The sequence below is a fragment of the Brucella pecoris genome, from assembly GCF_006376675.1.
Classification (GTDB): Bacteria; Pseudomonadota; Alphaproteobacteria; order Rhizobiales; family Rhizobiaceae; genus Brucella; species Brucella pecoris.
In genome coordinates, this window is record NZ_VEWK01000027.1 from 1 (window position 1) to 18,301 (window position 18,301).

An 18,301-nucleotide genomic window follows, 5' to 3' on the forward strand; every position below is an offset into this window, starting at 1 on the left:
CAAAAGCCGATCACGGAAATCGACGACCAGACGTTGGTCTTGGCCGATGTCGGTCGAAAGGCGATCGCCCAAGTCGAGACCGTAGCGCGACGGCTCCTGACCGACAAGATGGACGAGGAAAAGGCGGCGACATTGGCGGCGCAGCTGGCCACCGGCACCTGGACGCACGACTACCCTATCTCTGCGGAAGAGGCGCGCGAGATGGGGCTGCCGGTACGGACCGACATGCCCGAAGAAATACTCGAGCTGATGACCCTCTATCCGCAGCCCGTCCGCCGTCTGGGCGGCGGCGTCGAATACCTGCCCGAACCCCGCCACCGAGAGGCCCGGCGGGCCACGACCTCGCGCTGAACGGCGCCGCCCTGCCTGCCCCTCCGAAACGACACTCAAAGGGAGAACAGAATGCCCACCGTTGCTTGCCCGAAATGCAGTTCCGTCAATCGCGTGCCGCAGGAACGACTGACGGATAACCCCAGCTGCGGCCGCTGCGGCGCCGCCCTGTTCGAGGGCCGGCCAGTCACACTGACCGCCGCCAGTTTCGACCGACACGCCGATGCCGATCTGCCCCTGCTCGTCGATTTCTGGGCGGAATGGTGCGGGCCATGCAAGATGATGGCACCTCAGTTCGAGGCTGCGGCGCGTTCGCTCGAACCCCAGTTCCGTCTCGGCAAGCTCGATACCGAAGCCGAACAGCAGATCACCGACCGTTACGGGATCCGCGGCATTCCCACCATGATCTTGTTCAGGGACGGCAAGGAAATCGCGAGGACGAGCGGTGTAATGCCTGCCGCGCAGATAGCGCAGTGGGCGCGGTCGCACGTTTAGAGTATACAAGTATTGGCATTTCCTGCGACATGATATCAGGAGAAGAACATGCATGGCGTGACTGGATTTGTCGAAAGTGCGGCCTTGTTGGTCTTTGCCGCGTTCGTGCTCGTGACGATATGTTCACGGATCGGCGTGCCCAGTATTGTCGGTTACATTCTTGCCGGCATAATCATCGGACCTGCCGGCCTCGGCCTGATTGCTGAGAGCGCTGCCCTGAGCAGCATTGGCGAGATCGGAGTGGTACTCCTGCTGTTCGCTCTTGGCCTGGAATTCTCGTTCGAGAAGCTCGTAACGCTCAGGAAGCATGTCTTCGGTCTTGGAGCCGCGCAGGTTGCAGTCACGACGATAACGGTATCGTTGGTAGCGAGTCTGATCTTCGATCTCGCGCCCGTCCCCGCAATCCTCATCGGCGGGGCCGTTGCCATGTCATCCACGGCCATGTGCCTCAAGGTGCTCGCAAGCGCGAACGCTCTGGGATCGGCCCAAGGACGTCTGTCCATTGCAGTGCTTCTGTTTCAAGACTTGGCAGCTGTTGCATTCCTGCTTCTGCACGATTCGATGAGCGGAGCCGCCGAGGGACATGGCGTGATAACGGTCATCGCCAGTTCTACGGCATTGGTTGCAGCTCTGTTCATTGCCCGTGGCCCCCTGCAGGTGCTTGCCCGTTGGGTCGCGTCGCGTGGCGATCCGGAACTCGCCCAACTCCTCGCGCTCACCATTGCGCTCGGGTCTGCGATCGTCGCGACCTCCGTCGGTCTTTCTCCGGCACTCGCCGCATTCGCGGCCGGCATGATCATCGGCGAGGGTGACGCGCGCCATGCCGTCGAGAACGAGATCCGGCCCTTCCGCGATTTGTTTGTCGGGATTTTCTTCGTCGGCATCGGAACGCAATTGCCACTTTGGATTATCCCGTATGCGTGGCCAGTCGTGCTGAGCTGGCTCGCGATCATATTTGCGGGCAAGACGCTGATCGTTTTGGTCGTCGCCCGACTATTCGGCGAGTCGCTTCAGACCGCATGGAGGACTGGGATCATCCTGGGCCACGGAGGAGAATTCAGCCTGATGCTGCTGTCGGCTTCCGCGGCATCGGGCATTGTAGCCGACGAGTTCGCCGGCCCCCTCCTTGTCGCGACTGGAGCGAGCATGCTGGTCGGTAGTCTTATGGTTAGATGGGCGGGGCTAAGGGTTTAGCAGGGTCAACATCAAGATAACTATGTTTCTCAGATCACTGAGAGCACGCCCGCACCTGATCACGCATGACGCTATAGTCGGAGAGTATTTCGGGGCGTGTCGCAAATTCTTTTGGTTAACTAGCTGCTGACCACAACGGTGGAAATTCAGCTCCCGATGTAGCGGAGCGTAGCCATGATTCTGAATGCCATTGCCGAAAAGCTGAAGCGCCAGTCGAAGGACGATTTCAAAGGGCGGCATTTCGAGGCATGGCTGATCGTGCAGGCAGTGACATGGTATCTACGGTATCCGCTCAGCTACAGAGATCTCGAGGAGATGTTCCGCGAGCGCGGCTTCGAGGTCGACCATAGTACAATCAACCGCTGGGTCCTCGCCTATGCACCTGTAATCGAGAAGCGCCTACGCCAGTTTCGCCGACCGCATTGTGGCTCAGTCAGGATTGACGAGACCTACGTCAAGATCCGGGGCAAGTGGCGATACCTGTACCGCGCCATCGACAAGCACGGAAACCCGGTCGACTTCTTGCTCACCGCGAAGCGCGATCTCGACGCCGCCAAGCGCTTCTTCCGTAAGATGCTCAAGGATGAGCCGCTACTATCGCCGGGTAAGATCGGTACAGATGGCGCTAACACGTTTCCTTCAACGATCAAAACAGCCATCGATGACGGGCTCCTGCATCTGAGCCCGGTACATTATGTCACGAAGCACCTCCAGCAAGGCATCGAGAGCGACCACTTCCGGGTCAAGAAGAACATGCCCAAGATCGGCTGCTTCCAGTCATTCAAAACGGCGCGCCGGACGATCGCTGGGTTCGAAGCGATGTTGTGGCTGCGCAAAGGCTTCGGCTTTTCCGGCGACTGGACAATCAACGACCAGAATGACCTGCTCGGGCGCCTCTTCGGACTTCAAAAGGTTAACAAAGCGTGAAAATGCCACCGTTCGCGGGGTAGTCTCAGCCTACTGCAAGGTTTGCGACAAGCCCAGCTGAAGATGGCCGCGTGAGTTCTACGGCTGCACCCCGTTAAAACGGGGAGGATTACCCCACCACGCAGGGCGGCAACTGACCGAAAAACGCCAGCACTTGGTCCCGTCTCAGCTTCTTGCGCAGCAACGCGCGCCCGGATGCATCAGCCCCATGCGCCTGAAACACATTCTTCGCCAGGTCGAGCCCAACCGTGATAATCTCCGACATGACCGCTCCTCTCTGTGGATCCTCGCAGACCCACCTTGGCACAGCGATGCCGTCGGGGGGCGGTCACATCATCAACGCCCCTGACTGGAGCCAACGTTACATGCCCGGAGCCCGCTGCTCGGCAATTTCCACCACCTTCGCGACACGACCATTTCCGTTTCTAAAATCGCTGCTACGATAAGCGCGCTATTTTACTCTTTGACTCGGGAGCCGCTCGCCAGGTGACGACAGTTCTTGCGACAATACTGGCTGTTTTTGGCGCCTTGGCAGTCGCCTATTGCGTCTGGGCCGCGATTGCATCGGCGCGCACGCCACAGGGTGCAGCCGCTTGGGTCGTCTTTCTCGTTTCATCGCCGTGGTTCGGCGTTCCAGCCTTCCTTGTGCTCGGTCGCCGCAAAGTCCGCGACTATCGCGCGGCATGGCGAGAAAGCCATGACCTGTTCAGCATACAAGATACCGAAGCGAGCAGAGGCACCCTCCCGTTTGAACGGGAGAAAACGCTGCGCGCGCTCGAACGCATCGGGGGACTGCCCTTTACCGGCGGAAATGAGGTCCGGCTGCTGATCGACGGCGGCGCGACCTTCGATGCCATCTGCGCAGTGGTCGACAGCGCGCGCGAAAGCGTATGTGTGCAGTTCTACATCATACGAGACGACGGGCTTGGACGGCGCTTGGCGGATCACCTCGTTGCTGCCGCCGCGCGCGGCGTGAAGGTCCGCGTGATGTATGACGGGGTGGGCAGCCAGAAACTGCCGGAGGCCTGGGCCGCCAGATTGCGCGACGCCGGTGTCGCCGTGCTGAACCCGGATCACTCCAGAGGTCCAACATCGCGGTTGGAGATCAACTTTCGTAATCATCGCAAAACGGTTGTCGTCGACGGTGACGTGGCCTTTGTCGGCGGGCACAACGTGGGCGACGAGTATCTCGGCCTTGACCCGCAGTTCGGCCGCTGGAGAGACACACATGTCGAGATCCGGGGGCCGGTCGCGGGGCAGATACAAGCCGTTTTCGCGGAGGACTGGCATTGGGCCAGCGGCGAGTCCCTGACGGACGATTTGCCATGGGAGGCGGGTGACGCGACGGACCCGGAAAACGCGACGCTTGCAGCCCTAGTGCCAACGGGGCCCGGAGACCCGATCGACAGCGGTAGCCTGATGTTCTTCACCGCGATCACGGCTGCCCGGGACAGGATCTGGATCGCCTCGCCCTATTTCGTACCGGACACCGACATCATGTCCGCGCTCGTCTCTGCGGCCCTTGCAGGTCGGGATGTGCGGATTCTGCTCCCCTCCACGATCGACCATTATCTGCCGTGGCTCGCTTCGCACGCCTATTTCGACGAATTGCGTGCAACAGGCGTGCGGTTCTTCCGCTATTGCGACGGCTTTTTGCACCAGAAGGTCATTCTCGTGGATGACGATCTGGCAGCGGTCGGGACCGCGAACCTCGACAACCGTTCCTTCCGGCTCAATTTCGAGAGCATGGTCTTCGTCGCAGACGGGGCCTTTGCGTCCGACGTGGAGCGCATGCTGTCTGACGATTTTGTACAGAGCGATGAACTGATCAGCGCGCTTGTCGATCAGCCGCTTCACATCCGGATCAGTTCGCCTCTTGCGCGGCTTTGGGCACCGCTTCTTTGAGAGTAATGAGGATTGTCAGCTAGGGTCCAGACTCATTGAATTTCACAGCCAGAACGAGACGGTTGCGGCGAGCATGATCGCGGAGAAGAAGGTTTCCGGGCAGCGGTCGTATCGGGTGGCGACGCGCCGCCAATCCTTCAGACGGCCGAACATGATCTCGATGCGGTTGCGCCGTTTGTAGCGCCGCTTGTCGTATTTGACGGCCTTCCTGCGGGACTTTCGACCGGGGATGCAGACCTTTATCCCCCTGTCTTTCAACGCTTCTCTGAACCAATCAGCGTCGTAGCCCCTGTTAGCCAGCAGCCAACCCGCCTTCGGCAGACTGCCCAGAAGAGCCGCGGCGCCTGTGTAGTCGCTGACCTGGCCGGCCGACATGAAGAACCCGATCGGCCGCCCCGTGGCATCGGCAACGGCGTGCAGTTTGGTGTTCATGCCGCCTTTTGTCCGCCCGATCTGGCGTGCGCGCCCCCCTTTTTCACGCACAGGCTCGACGCCGTGCGGTGTGCCTTGAGATAGGTCGCATCGATCATGATCGTCTTGTGCTCGGCGCTCTCAGCGGCCAGGCCGACCATGATCCGGGCGAAGACCCCGTTGTCACTCCAGCGCTTCCAACGGTTGTAGAGGGTCTTGGCGGGCCCGTATTCCTTCGGCGCATCACACCACCGCAACCCATTGCGGTTGATGAAGATTATGCCGCTGAGAACGCGGCGATCATCGACGCGGGGCTTGCGATGACTCTTGGGAAAGAACGGCTTCAGGCGTTCCATCTGGGCATCGCTCAGCCAGTAAAGATTGCTCATCGATCAGGTCTCCTTGCGGAGCCTGAATCATGCCAAACGCCTGAAATCAATGGGTCTGGAGCCTAGTGCGATGGTCGCAGCAAAGAGCCGCTCATCCTGGCTGTCAGATTTCCCGAACCACCTCTGACGATGCTGCCCGGCAACTCAGCCTCGGCCTGCCGGACCTGTGAGGAACGGAGAGGGCTGAGGGGTTCACCATCGAGACCAGCAACCACCATCGGCGCGGCCCATTTTCCCGCATTGCCATGCGCGGCGTCTCCGCGTTAGACTGATCTCAGGACATGGCTGGAACGTCTTGCTGTGCGAGCAGATGTTCAAATCCCCTGGCGAGCCGCAAATTCGCACATCGTCGCGCCAGTATTTTTGCTACGCCATGCTGCTCAGGAATACGCCAATGCCCCACCCAGCCCTCCATTCCCCGCCAAACGCCGCCGGGCGCTTCTCTGTAACGCATTGTAAATGCTGCGTAGTCTTTGTGCAGGCTCTTCAGGGATCGGCACGGGAATGGCACGGCAACGACAAACCACCCCATCGAAGCTTCGGCTGGTCACCGAGACCACGGATGAAGCCATTGCGCGCGTTGCTGGCACCCGCAAACCCGACCCCCGCCTCGCCGATCTCGTCCGGCAACTCGCCCGGCAGGCAGCGCGCGACCTTATTGGGGTCAGAACAAGAGCAGTCCGAAATCGATGGGATGGAAGGCTCCCGCTCCGCCGGTGCTAAGATGGCATCGGTTAGGATGGACAAACCGGGAGCGTTCAAATGGAAGAGATCTCTACTATTGGCATCGATATAGCGAAGTCGGTGTTTCAAGTTCATGCGATTGATCACGGCGGCAATGTAGTGGTACGGCGACAGTTGCGACGCCAACAGATGCTGAAATTCTTTGCGCAGGTACCACCCTGCATCATCGGCATCGAGGCTTGCGGAACCGCTCATTATTGGGCACGCGAGCTTTCTGCTCTCGGGCATGATGTGCGGCTGATGCCGCCAGCCTATGTGAAGCCTTACGTCAAAAGGCAGAAAAATGACGCCGCGGACGCTGAGGCGATCTGTGAAGCAGTGATGCGACCAACAATGCGTTTCGTGCCGGTGAAGTCCGTAGAGCAGCAGTCAGCGGCGATGTTGCACCGTTCAAGAGCTCTGCTCATCAAGCAACGCACGATGCTTCTGCACTCCATCCGTGCCCATCTTGCCGAGCTTGGCATTTCGATTGGTGTCGGAATTGCTCAGATGGCACGCGTTGTCCGTGAGCTTGCTCAAGGTGAGCGATCAGATCTCCCGGAGCTTGCCCGGTTCGTCCTTGAGGCGCTGGCTAAGTTAGTTTGCGACCTGGCGCAACGTCTTGAGGCAATCGAAAAGAAGCTGATCTCCTGGCATTACAAAAATGACCTATCGAACCGACTGGAAACCATACCTGGAGTAGGGTTTGTCACAGCGTCGGCCCTGTCGTCGATTGTTCCCGATCCGCAGGCTTTCAAGTCAGGGAGACATTTTGCCGCTTGGCTCGGCTTAGTACCACGGCAGAACTCCTCCGGAGGCAAGGCGCGGCTTGGCCACATCAGCAAACAAGGAAATCCATATATCCGGCAATTATTGGTGCTCGGTGCAACCTCTGTTTTACGCTACATTCGTCGCGACGGAGGTAGTGGCACAGGATGGATTGGTGGCTTGTTGAGACGTCGGCCGCCAAAGGTCCCAGCCGTCGCACTTGCCAACAAGATGGCTCGTATAGCGTGGTCGATCATGACCCGAGGTGGCGAATATGAGGAAATCAACGATCTGAGAGCGGTTCAGCCCGTAAATAGCTGAGGCCGTTCGAAGTTTGAGGCGAAAGAGGTAAGTGAAGGCAGCAACTCGATCCTGATGGATCGGCCGAACCCGTTTAGCGTAGCGGACATCAAAGTCCGTCTAATCGATTGGGGGCACGATCCTGGCGGAACCCTTCAAGGCCAGCAGTCGAAAGAAGGGCTGCATCAAAGGCCGGACACACGACTGCACTCGAGACGCGCTGCATAACGAAGCCATTTTCCCTCAACGCGGGAGCCTTCCACACACGTACGCTAAGGTCGAACGAAACCGGAACGATACCGTAGATCGGATGTGCAACATCCGATCCCTGTGGATTGCCATCGACATGCGCCAATTTTGATTTCTCTGTCCGGCCCGACTCGACAACGCTTCGAGCAGATTGCTCATCAATGGAGTCGGGCGATGGCAAAGCGCAAGCTTCTTAAAGATCAAGATCGCCGGAAGCTTGTCGACATACCAGTCGACGAGGATAACGCTGCGGGTTTGGGTGCTCGTCTAGTCTGCGTCAGGGATGGCCGCCCACATGGGGGAAGACCCGCCGGGGCTTCAGCTCTGCCAACAGCCCGGCCCGGAGGGGGCGCCCGTCCCCCTCCGACTTTGAGATCCACGCATCTGGACTATCTTGAATTGACAAATTTGGCATCTTGTAAAGTTCGGGTCGCACAAGCTTTAATCTTATGCCATAATGTCAAACATGAATGGACAGCCAGAGACAAAGCTAAAGCAGCTTCTGCAGGAAGTCCCTCCCGGTTTCCTGGTGGATTCGGGGTGGATGAGCCGTCATGCAATCTCGCGGCAGTCTGTTTCAGGCTATGTCAAACAAGGTTGGCTAGAGCCGGTCATGTCAGGCGTGTACCGTCGCCCATTTTCCTCGGACGCCAATCCAGAAGCTGTCGTCGGCTGGAAAATCCCCCTGCTCTCGGCTGTCTGGCTCATGCGACGCAAATTTCATGTCGGCGGGGCGAGCTCACTCTCCTTGAGGGGACATGCCCACTACCTGTCATTCGGCGGCGAATTTGCCCTCTATCTCTACGGATCCGATATCCCGACATGGCTATCGAAACTCCGGACGGACGCCGATGTGAAGACCAAGAGTAACGTCTTGTTCGGCGACGGATCGACCGGCGTTGAAGACGTGGATTTCGACCTTTCCAACGGCGACGACCCGGAACTGGCGCAAAGCCCATGGCGCTGGCCAATACCGATGTCCTCACCAGAGCGCGCGATCCTTGAAATGATCGAAGAGGTGCCGAAGGGGGAAAGTTTCCACAAGGTGGACGTGGCGTTCGAGAGCCTCGCCAATCTGCGCCCGAGATTGCTAACGACACTCCTCACCCAGTGCCGAAGCGTCAAAGCCAAGCGCCTCTTCTTCGTGTTTGCCGACAAGCATAATCATGCCTGGCGCCGGCACGTCGAAACCTCATCCATCGATCTCGGCAAGGGCGACCGGGCGCTTACACCTGGTGGCCGGTTGCACCCCGACTATCGCATCACAGTCCCGGCCGACTTGATGCCAAAGGAGGCCCAACATGGCCCGTGACCAATACATGCGCCAAGTCGACCTCTTGGTGCGGACGCTTCCTTACATCGCCCGCCACGAGGCCTTCGCGCTGAAGGGTGGAACAGCGATCAACCTCTTCTATCGCGACATGCCGCGGCTCTCGGTCGATATCGACCTGACCTATCTGCCGATTGAGGACCGTGAAACGACGTTGAAAAACATCGACACGACACTGGAGCGCATCCGCGAAGACGTGATGGGCAATCTGCGCGGCGCGAGCGTCCAACGGATCGCCGGCGGCGGCAACAACGACACCCGCCTCCTCGTCCGTCAGGGCAATGCCGAAATAAAGGTCGAGACATCTCCCGTCGCGCGCGGAACTGTCCATCCACCCGAACGCCGACGCGTGAGCGCGGCCGTAGAGGATGAATTCGGTTTCGCCGAGATGCAGGTTGTCTCGTTCGAGGACCTGTTCGGCGGAAAGCTCCATGCGGCGGTAGACCGACAGCATCCGCGAGACCTGTTCGATGTGAAGCTGCTCTATGAAAACGAGGGGATGACGGACGCGCTGTTCCGGACATTCCTGATCTACGTCGCCAGCTCCGGACGCCCGCCGCACGAGCTTGTGCGGCCGTCGCTCGCAGAGCTCGACGAGGCCTTTGTGAAGGAATTTGAGGGGATGACGATCGAGCCCGTCAGCCTCGACGACCTGAAAGCCGCGAGAAGCCAGATGACGGCCGATATTCTCGCGAAGCTGGACGACAAGCCGATGCGCTTCCTGCTGTCGCTCCACGACGGCGAACCGGATTTCGAAGCCATCGGGCTACCACGGGCCGCGGAGCTGCCAGCCGTGCGCTGGAAGCTCCTAAATTTGCAGAAGCTAAAGGAGCAAAACCCCACGAAACACGCCGAGCAGCGGCGGGAGATCGAGGAGATTACCTCGGAGACCCGCAAGGACTCCGGAGGCGACAAGACCTGACCCATGGGCACTTCGATTGAACTGAAGGTGGGTGGCGTCTCCCTCGACTATACCAAAAACAATATGGGGCACGATTACGGCTACCTTTTTCAAAGTCAGGATTTGGCGCGCCGTCCATGCGACGGCGTAGACTACGATTACTATGCCGAACATCCTGAAGAGGAAGACGAGCTCGCTGAGAGCGAGCTTTCCTTCGTTCGTCCACTGTCGCGGGTCGTTCCGAGACTGCAGATACTCGGGCATAGCCTAGAGACCGCCAAAGCGGAATATGAGGCTCTCGCGGCTGAGTCGGCAGACATTACAGCGATGGTCGCGAACGGACGGAGGCCAGAGCGTTTAACCTTCGAGGAATTCTGCGCTCTTGCCAATCACTTCCCCCTGACAAGCCTCGCACAGAAGTATGTGGAGTACGAGACCGACGACCGCGACATCGTTTCGCAAGGGCGCTTCGCCATCCTTGCGGAGAAATTTGCCCGTGTCCCCTGCACCGAAAACTCCAACTCCTATTGGTCTGAAGCGAGCTACCTGTCGTCAAAAATCTGCATCCTGAGCGCTGCTTCGATGCTCTTAATCTTCGCTCAGGATCCGCGGAATGCGGAGGCGGAGGTGATATGGCAGTTCGGCGATCTCGTTAATGCAGGTTGGGCCGCACGGGAGAACTTTGTCGCCGGCGCAGACAGAAAGCAGACTATCCTGGTCGCGACTGAAGGTGCGTCGGATTCTCGGATCCTGCGCCGTGCGCTCGACCTCCTTCGGCCCGACGTCGCGGATTTCTTTCGCTTTATTGACGGCGATGAGCGGCACCACTTTTGGGGCACCGGCAATATGGTACGGTTTGCCGAGGGACTGGTGCGGATTGATATACAGAACCAGGTGCTGTTCCTTCTCGACAACGATGCGGAAGGGGTGGATGCGTACCGCAAGCTCAAGGAGCTGAATATGTCGGCCAACCTGCGCAGCATGGTTTTGCCGGATGTTGAGGAACTGCGGAGGTTTCCGGCACTTGGCCCAGAGGGGCTCAGCAACTGTGACATCAATGGCCGCGCCGCGGCGATCGAATGCTATCTCGATTTGAATCTGCCCGGCTACCCGCCGCCGCAGGTGATCTGGAGCAACTTCAAGCGCGAGATAGGATTGTGGCACGGCGCATTGGAGCACAAGGAATCCTATGACCGCCATTTCATGAAGCATGATGCTCAAGAATTGATGTCAGGGAACTATGATCTCTCCAAGCTCAATCAGGTCCTTGATGCGATCGTCGCTGAGGTATCATTGTTAAGCGCGGCAGATCAGCACTAACCTCAAGGCATTAGAAGGACGCGATATGAGTGCAGCAGGGATTCTTGATGAGATGGCCCGACGCGACAATATTGTTGATATTTTCGGCCGCGTTCTCGCTCGTCATGGAATTGTGTTGGCCATAAACCGCATGGACTTTCACCTGTGCAAGGCGGTGATAATCGAACTCACGTCCCAACCTGCCCGCCTTTCGGCAACCGTACTGGATTTCATGTTTCCCCATGAGCCCACACCGAGCACGGTCTACCATTATACTGGGTTCAGCGGATTTCAGGGGATTGTCTCCTCGGGCGAGCTTCGGCTCTATCCGGTCCGCAACCGGCTTGGCCAGGGTGGAGAGCTTGCGGCATTCGCCAAGTCACACGCGCTTGACGGTTATCTAGACAAATCACAGGGCGAAGAGTTTTATAGGACCCTGTCTGATGACCTATTTTATGCCTCCCTGACGCGGGTGCCCCCAAAGGATCCGCTGCTGATGTGGGGAGCATTTGGCGGGGGCACCGGAGTGCGTCTCGAACTCAAAGTTACACCTAAACCCGCCGCCGCGCTTCGGCCGATCTATTACGAAACCAGCGGATCGATGACACTCCTACAAGAAATAAACGATGCGCTGCGAGCTGCAGGAGAGCCTCCGTTCAATCCCTGGACGATCTCGCGCGCCGGCGCGTTCTATCTGGATTGGACCGTTGCATTGGAAGACGAGGTCCGCCTTCTCGTCAAACGGCATCCGGATGGTATTGACCTCGCCCGAAACGATGGCGCCTCCGACTACTGGCCGATCCCGATCGACCAACCCAATGGCTTTTGCGATCTGCAATTGACCGGCGTCCATGTTGCTCCGGGCGGCAACAGAGACGCGACCGTCGCCGCCTTGAAAGGTACGCGCTTCGCCGCCGTTTCAGTCACCGGACCGTAGTCGCGCGCCCTGCAACCGGCGGGGTGCGAGAGACCTGGTGTGCCTCGGCTAAGCAAATCTGAGGCTGGGCGAGATCGGCCTCAATTTCGAAGTCGCTCCTCTGGCAATGTCCTTGCTCGCCAAGTTCGGAGGGGGCGCTATTGGCGACCGCCTATTCCTTTGCTCAAATACAATAAAGATTCGCGCGGTCGATAGTACGCGCTGGGCCGGAGGGAGCATGTATCTCAAAAATCTTAGTCTCAGTAATTTCCGTTCTTTTGGTCAGTCCGAAATTCCTCTTTGCAAGGATCTGACAATCCTTGTTGGAGAAAACAACGGCGGAAAAAGCAACGCAATTGATGCGATACGGCTTTTAACGGCGCCACTTGGTGGGCGCCGGGAACTCTATTGTGAGACGACGGACATCCGATTTGGTAGCGACGAGAGAAAGTTCGAGCTGACCGCGACCTTCACCGAGCTAACTCCGGCACAACAAGGCCGGATGATTTCAGCGGCGACCGACGCCGCGATCTCCGGCTGCATTTTCGGTCTCAAATATGATGAGACCACTGGCCGCTTCCCCGTGCGTCCGGTCTTGTGGGGCGGGCATCAGCAGGGCAATCCGGAGCCCGGATGTCACGACATGGTCCGGCATGTCTATTTGCCGCCGTTGCGCGACGCAAAGCGGGCCCTGGCATCCGGCAATCCGACTCGCATCTACGCACTTCTCAATCACTTCCTTGATGGCGAAAAGCCGGAGGCCTTGGCTAAGGCACTTCGGCGCGGTGTGGAATCGGAGATTCTTGGTAGAGTCGGGGGCGCTGTGGAAGTCGGGCTTAGCGCGTTGACTGCTGGCGTGCGGCGGCAAGCTGCATCCCTGGGCTTCGCAAATGATGAGAAGCTCATCGATATCGCGCGCGACCTCCGCTTCAAGCTCTCCGATCACGGCATCGAGCCCGAGGATCTTCGTTATTCGGGACACGGCTACGCGAACCTTCTCTATATGGCGACGATCGCGGTCGAGCTCGAAAAGGTCAACGACGCCGATTTGACGCTGTTCCTGGTCGAGGAGCCGGAAGCCCATCTCCACCCCCAGCTCCAGGCGGCTGTGCTCAGCTTCCTTGACGAGCAGGCCGAGAAATCGCGTAAGCCGCGCGCTGATATTCAAGGTCCGGCGGGCGAGCTGCAGGTGATCGTAGCAACCCATTCGCCGAACCTTTCGGCGTGGGTGGAAAGCAAGAAGCTCGTCTTTTTCCGATCGTTTCTTCCCTCGCCAGATTTGGCCGAGGCGGCTGTTGCGGAGAAAGAGCCGCATGCGCTCGCCGGCGTTCCAGCCGAGATCATGCCGGAAATCGAGCCGAGTCCCGTGATGCCGGTGGGCAGGCCGAGGCGAGAAACACGCTGCATTCCGCTCAGTGCATTAGCGCTCAATCCGGTCGAGCGTCGCAAGGTCGATCGCTATCTCGACGTGACCAAATCGGCTCTCCTGTTCGGTGGTCGCGTGCTCCTCGTCGAGGGGATCGCTGAAGCGCTTTTGCTTCCGGTCATCGCGAAGAAGGTCGTCCTGAAAGGCGAACCGGAGAAGCTCCGCCTGTTTCGCTCGGCGGTGTTCGTCCCGATTGATGGCGTTGACTTTGAGCCTTACGCCAAGTTGCTCCTCTCACCCTACAATGAGGTGCGGATCGCGGATCGGCTCGTCGTCTTGACGGACGGCGACGGTGGCGAGGTTGCTGACGGGGCAATGACGCCAGGCACCGGACGCAAGCGCGATCTGGAGGCGGCCGCCGCAGAACTTGGCGCAAGTGATCTGCTTGAGGTCGTGATCAACGACTATTCGCTCGAGGCAGAATTGGTGCAAGCAGGGAACGGGGCTCTGCTTAAGGGGGCCTATGTAAAGCTCCACCCGCGCTCTGCTGACAAGTGGGAGGCCGCCGTCGGGCAGGCCGGCGCTGCACAGGCGGTAGCAATTCAAAGATTGTTCGAGACGACGCGCAAAGGTGATTTTGCCCAGCTAGTCGCTGAGGAAATCAACAACGGCGCGGCGTTCACAGTACCGGGCTATTTGAAGACGGCGATAGAGGCGCTCGTGAAATGATCGCGGCGCCGTTCAAGCCGACTTATGAGCAGAAGCGCGTGATCGAGCATTCGGGATCTGCCTTCATCGCGGCGTGTCCGGGTGCGGGCAAGACCCGTGTCATGGTGGAGCGAGCGCGCAAGCTTCTAAATGGTGGGGCCACGAGTGGCGCAATCGCTTTCCTCTCCTTCACGATCGCTGCGGTCTCGGAGCTGGATGATCGACTGCGCCGCGAAGGCCTGATCGGTACGCCGGCTTTTCCTCACTTCATCGGCACATTTGATGGGTTTCTCTGGCAGTTCCTCATCGCACCCTTCGCGATCGATGGCTGCGCCGCGAAGCCGAAACTCATCCCGGACAAGGATGACCGCATTATTCAGCCGTTTGCCGGGGCGCAGGCGTTGCCGCTGGAATGCTTCGATCGCACAACGGGGGAGGCAATCCCGGCGCTAATTCAGCGCCATGGCTTTCGCGGGCAGCTCAAGGCGCATGAAACTGCGGCCCGGAACGCACGAGCGCGCTTCTTGGAGCGCGGCGAACTCGACTTCACCGACGCGCGATCCATGGCGCTTACCCGGCTGCGCGATCCGGCGCGGGGCGCAGTCCTCGGCCGGGCGCTGGCGGCGCGCTTCCTCGAGCTCATCGTAGACGAGGCACAAGACTGCAATCCGGTCGACCTGGAGATCATCGACTGGTTGCGGACGGCCGGCGTGCCCGTGAAGGTGATCTGCGACCCCAACCAGGCAATCTACAGCTTTCGCGGCGGCGTAACCCGCGAGCTTTCGCAATTCGCGGAGAAGTTCGGCGAAGCCGAGCGTCTTCCCATGAGCGGAAACTTCCGATCCAGCGGCCACATCACGAAGTGCTTGGTGGCGTTGCGCGCGCCCAATATGCGTGCTGCGATCGACGAAGCGCTGGGCGAGTGTCGGGACGAACCGAAGGCGGTTCAGATCCTGTCTTATTCAGGAAGGGGCGTTCCTTCGACGATCGGGGCGAAATTCCAAGAACTCGTGCGGGCTATGGGGTTCGCGGCACAGGATTGCCCTATCGTTTCGGCGACAAGGCGAACAGGCGCGAACGCACTCGGACATCCCCAGGATACGGGCGTTCGCGATCTCAGTTACAGGCTTGCAGTTGCGGTGAGCGATTTTCACTTCTCGTTCGAGATTGGCGGTCGAAAGGAGGCGCTTGTCGCGATCCACCGCATCATGCTCGAATTGGGTGGCGGCATGGGCGGAAAGACCTATCACCAGCATCTCACGGATACAGACGTCAGCCCGCAGTCGTGGCGCCCTGCAGCACTCGCGTTGGCGCACGCCCTGAAGTTCAGTCCGGAACGGTTTGCAACGGCCGAGGCGTGGCACGATGAAGCCCGTCGTCTGCTCGCGCCGTTGCTGCCGGCCGGCGGCCCGTCAATCAATCAGCGGCTTCGCCGCAATGGCGATCTGGACAAGGCATTGTCGGTCGCGCCCCCATCCGGCCACGCCGCGCGGACAATTCACAGTGTGAAGGGCATGGAATTTCCAGCGATATGCGTGGTGATGTCGCCGAGCACTGCGAAGGGCATCGTTGATTTTCTGACGGGGGACGCAGCGGTCGACAATGAGGAAGCGCGCAAGATCTATGTGGGGGCGTCGCGGGCGCAGCGCCTGTTGGCGATCGCGCTGCCGCGAACGCAGGCCCCACGGCTCCGAGATTTGATGGCGGAAATGGGCGGCTCGGTCGACTTTACTGCGCTCTAGTCTGTCCCTTGCTCGGTAACTGACATGGGGCGCGGAATGCGTTCGCAAAAGTCCGTTGAACATCTGCCGAGAAGCAAGCGGGGCCGCATATGACGGCCGCGGACTTTGGCATCGGCGTTAAGTCGCGAGGAAGCGTTCTGCCCGCCACCGATCGGTCAGAGGCAGGACATATCCCGCGAAGGCCTGATGTCGTTTTGCATTTAATCACAAGACTCCGGAACTAATAGTTTTAACAAGATAGCCCGGCATCTAAATTGAGAGAGGGCACTTAATCTGAGATTCCGGGTTCGATTTTGGCACTTAATCTGAGATTGGCCACAGTGGAAAAGATGACAGTCTACAGCTAAGCCTAAGCCGCAACAAGTTCGGCAAGCTTGTCCGCTACTACCACCATCGTGTCTTCTCCGGTGTGATTAGGCATGGAATAAGGACCCCGCAAATGGGGTGATCGGCGTCCAAACGGGACCCCCATCTGCGATGGGGTTACAACAGCCTCCGGTTTCATCGGAGGCTTATACATTTGAGGCCGGAACGTTAAACTTCGTTCCGGCCTCTATGTCATTGTGGTGAATGCAACACCGCAATGGCTGCTGCAAAGCGGTTGAGCCCATCGGGGCGTGAACTTTCGTTCGTAAAAAAGCAGAACCCTTTGCAGCTTTTGAGGTCTTGTCGCACCGTTGAGGGAGCTTCGCGCTCGTGTATAAGGGAGACCAGCCTCATGTCTTATACTAGCCGTTTTGTCGGCATCGACATATCAAAATCGTCTTTGGATGCCTGCGTTCTGCCGGATGGCCAGACAGTAACCTATCAAAATACGGCAGCAGGCATTGCCAGTTTTCTCGCCTTTCTCGCAACTGTGGACGATATTGAACGTCTGGTTCTCGAACCGACCGGCGGTTACGAGCGCCTTGTCGTTGCCGCCTTGCAGGCCGCGCGATTGCCTGTCGCCAAGGTCAATGCGAAGCAGATCAGGCAGTTTGCACGTGCCTGTGGCCAACTCTCCAAGACCGACAGGATCGACGCCTTCATTCTTGCCGATTATGCAAGGCGCATGGAAACAAGAATTCTGCCACAACGCTCTTCTCAGGAGCGGGCTCTGGCGGATTTTGTCAGTCGTTACAGACAATTGTCGCACATGATCGTGCAGGAGAAAAATCGCCGGGAGAAGTTGACCGGGCGAACGAAAGTCTGGATCGAGGAAAGCCTGCGTTTCCTGCTCGATCAGCGTCAGGCTATCGTGGATGAAATGACTGCTTGCCTGAAAGCGGATGCAGAGTTGGGCCGGAAGGCCGAGGTTTTGATGTCGCTCAAGGGGATCGGCCTACGAACGGCATGCTTCATCCTGGCCGACCTGCCGGAACTGGGGCATACTGACAAAGGACAAATTGCCAAGCTGGTTGGCGTTGCGCCGCTTAATCGCGATAGTGGTCTGATGCGCGGCAAGCGCATGATTGCAGGTGGTAGAAGACATCTGCGCGACGCGCTTTACGTCGCAGCGCTGCCTGCCATTCGTTTCGATCCCGACATGAAGGCATTCTTCACGCGTCTCAAGCAGCAAGGAAAGCCCGGAAAGGTCGCACTTGTCGCCGTCATGCGTAAAATGATCATCATCCTAAATGCTAGAATGCGAGACGCCAACGCAACGGTGCTTGACGCCTAACACCGTTGCTTTTTATTTGGATGCTTGTTGTGGAGACAATTCTAAAGATACGTCGGCTTTCCCGTGTGCAGGGCAAGTCGATCAAGGCGATCTGCCGGGAGCTTGGCATATCGCGGAAAGTGGTGCGGAAGGTTCTGCGCAGCGATGAGACGGAGTTCAAATATGAGCGGACCCGTCAACCTCAGCCGAAGCTCGGCCCCTGGCGCGATCAGCTCGATGGAATGCTGCTCGCCAATGAGGCGAAGGCTTCCCGCGAGCGGCTGACACTGATCCGGATATTCGAGGACCTGCGCGACCTCGGCTACGAGGGCGGTTACGACACAGTCCGGCGCTACGCCCGAACCTGGGCGAAGGAACGCGGCTCGGTTACGGCGGAAGCCTACGTGCCGCTCTATTATGCGCCGGGCGAGGCCTACCAGTTCGACTGGAGCCACGAGATCGTCGTGCTGAACGGCGTGACGACGACGGTAAAGGTGGCGCATGTCCGGCTCTGCCACAGCCGGATGATGTATGTGAGAGCCTATCCGCGCGAGACGCAGGAGATGGTCTTCGATGCCCATGACCGGGCATTCGCCTTCTTCGGCGGGGCCTGCACGCGCGGCGTCTACGATAATCTATGGACGCCTCCCGGGCGAGAAGAACATTTGGCGGCAACTCGGCATTGGATGCGTGAATCTATCCGGCCTAT

At 58.9% G+C, this 18,301-nt stretch carries 16 protein-coding genes and 1 pseudogene; 14 read left to right on the forward strand and 3 right to left on the reverse strand.

Annotated elements, in window-relative coordinates; genetic code table 11:
- The 4 genes from FIB18_RS23705 to FIB18_RS23720 form a co-directional block, all read left to right on the forward strand.
- Positions 1 to 351, forward strand: a 351-nt coding sequence (locus FIB18_RS23705) for an SDH family Clp fold serine proteinase (protein WP_407921873.1), incomplete at its 5' end; no start/stop codon positions are given.
- Between the two features lie 51 nt (positions 352 to 402).
- A complete protein-coding gene (gene trxC, locus FIB18_RS23710) occupies positions 403 to 825 on the forward strand; it encodes a thioredoxin TrxC (RefSeq protein ID WP_140023320.1) in 423 nt (140 codons plus the stop codon).
- Between the two features lie 48 nt (positions 826 to 873).
- Complete coding sequence (locus FIB18_RS23715) at positions 874 to 2,019, forward strand: cation:proton antiporter domain-containing protein (protein WP_037094085.1); 1,146 nt, start codon at positions 874 to 876, stop codon at positions 2,017 to 2,019.
- Between the two features lie 174 nt (positions 2,020 to 2,193).
- Entirely contained in the window at positions 2,194 to 2,946 is a 753-nt protein-coding gene (locus FIB18_RS23720) for an IS6 family transposase (protein ID WP_125271749.1), read from the forward strand.
- 115 nt (positions 2,947 to 3,061) lie between these two features.
- Here FIB18_RS23720 and FIB18_RS23725 read toward each other — a convergent pair.
- Positions 3,062 to 3,211, reverse strand: a pseudogene (locus tag FIB18_RS23725) (IS110 family transposase); the annotation flags it as partial.
- 221 nt (positions 3,212 to 3,432) lie between these two features.
- Here FIB18_RS23725 and cls point away from each other — a divergent pair.
- Positions 3,433 to 4,851, forward strand: coding sequence for a cardiolipin synthase (cls, locus tag FIB18_RS23730; RefSeq protein WP_035747392.1), 1,419 nt, complete (start codon positions 3,433 to 3,435; stop codon positions 4,849 to 4,851).
- A gap of 42 nt (positions 4,852 to 4,893) precedes the next feature.
- Here the strand turns inward: cls and FIB18_RS23735 are convergent.
- Positions 4,894 to 5,651, reverse strand: a protein-coding gene (locus FIB18_RS23735; RefSeq protein ID WP_140023322.1) for an IS5 family transposase whose coding sequence is annotated in 2 segments (ribosomal slippage) — positions 4,894 to 5,327 and positions 5,327 to 5,651 — 759 coding nt in all. Because the reading frame shifts where the segments join, the coding sequence is not laid out codon by codon here.
- A 762-nt stretch (positions 5,652 to 6,413) separates the two neighbouring features.
- On the opposite strand from FIB18_RS23735, the gene FIB18_RS23745 reads away from it, so the two are divergent.
- Positions 6,414 to 7,463, forward strand: coding sequence for an IS110 family RNA-guided transposase (locus FIB18_RS23745; RefSeq protein ID WP_024899863.1), 1,050 nt, complete (start codon positions 6,414 to 6,416; stop codon positions 7,461 to 7,463).
- 88 nt (positions 7,464 to 7,551) lie between these two features.
- On the opposite strand, the gene FIB18_RS23750 is transcribed toward FIB18_RS23745, so the two are convergent.
- Positions 7,552 to 7,797, reverse strand: a complete 246-nt coding sequence (locus FIB18_RS23750; protein ID WP_024899862.1) for a hypothetical protein — start codon at positions 7,795 to 7,797, stop codon at positions 7,552 to 7,554.
- 360 nt (positions 7,798 to 8,157) lie between these two features.
- Here FIB18_RS23750 and FIB18_RS23755 point away from each other — a divergent pair, with 360 nt between their 5' ends.
- The 8 genes from FIB18_RS23755 to istA form a co-directional block, all read left to right on the forward strand.
- Positions 8,158 to 9,003: a type IV toxin-antitoxin system AbiEi family antitoxin domain-containing protein gene (locus FIB18_RS23755; RefSeq protein WP_024897875.1), complete on the forward strand. Its 846-nt coding sequence runs from the start codon at positions 8,158 to 8,160 to the stop codon at positions 9,001 to 9,003.
- Entirely contained in the window at positions 8,993 to 9,943 is a 951-nt protein-coding gene (locus FIB18_RS23760; protein ID WP_024897874.1) for a nucleotidyl transferase AbiEii/AbiGii toxin family protein, read from the forward strand. Before FIB18_RS23755 ends, FIB18_RS23760 begins: the two co-directional genes overlap by 11 nt.
- A 3-nt stretch (positions 9,944 to 9,946) precedes the next feature.
- Complete coding sequence (locus tag FIB18_RS23765) at positions 9,947 to 11,242, forward strand: HEPN/Toprim-associated domain-containing protein (protein ID WP_024897873.1); 1,296 nt, start codon at positions 9,947 to 9,949, stop codon at positions 11,240 to 11,242.
- Between the two features lie 25 nt (positions 11,243 to 11,267).
- Positions 11,268 to 12,158, forward strand: coding sequence for a hypothetical protein (locus FIB18_RS23770; RefSeq protein WP_024897872.1), 891 nt, complete (start codon positions 11,268 to 11,270; stop codon positions 12,156 to 12,158).
- Positions 12,159 to 12,375: 217 nt separating this feature from the next.
- A complete protein-coding gene (locus FIB18_RS23775) occupies positions 12,376 to 14,232 on the forward strand; it encodes an ATP-dependent nuclease (RefSeq protein WP_024897871.1) in 1,857 nt (618 codons plus the stop codon).
- Positions 14,229 to 15,953, forward strand: coding sequence for a UvrD-helicase domain-containing protein (locus tag FIB18_RS23780; RefSeq protein WP_206667409.1), 1,725 nt, complete (start codon positions 14,229 to 14,231; stop codon positions 15,951 to 15,953). The genes FIB18_RS23775 and FIB18_RS23780 overlap by 4 nt, the downstream gene beginning before the upstream one ends.
- Positions 15,954 to 16,671: 718 nt before the next feature.
- The gene (locus tag FIB18_RS23785) at positions 16,672 to 17,613 is read left to right on the forward strand and encodes an IS110 family RNA-guided transposase (protein ID WP_024897869.1); all 942 of its coding nucleotides are present in this window, start codon (positions 16,672 to 16,674) and stop codon (positions 17,611 to 17,613) included.
- Positions 17,614 to 17,633: 20 nt separating this feature from the next.
- On the forward strand, positions 17,634 to 18,301 hold a 668-nt coding region (gene istA / locus FIB18_RS23790; RefSeq protein WP_235894966.1), incomplete at its 3' end, for an IS21 family transposase.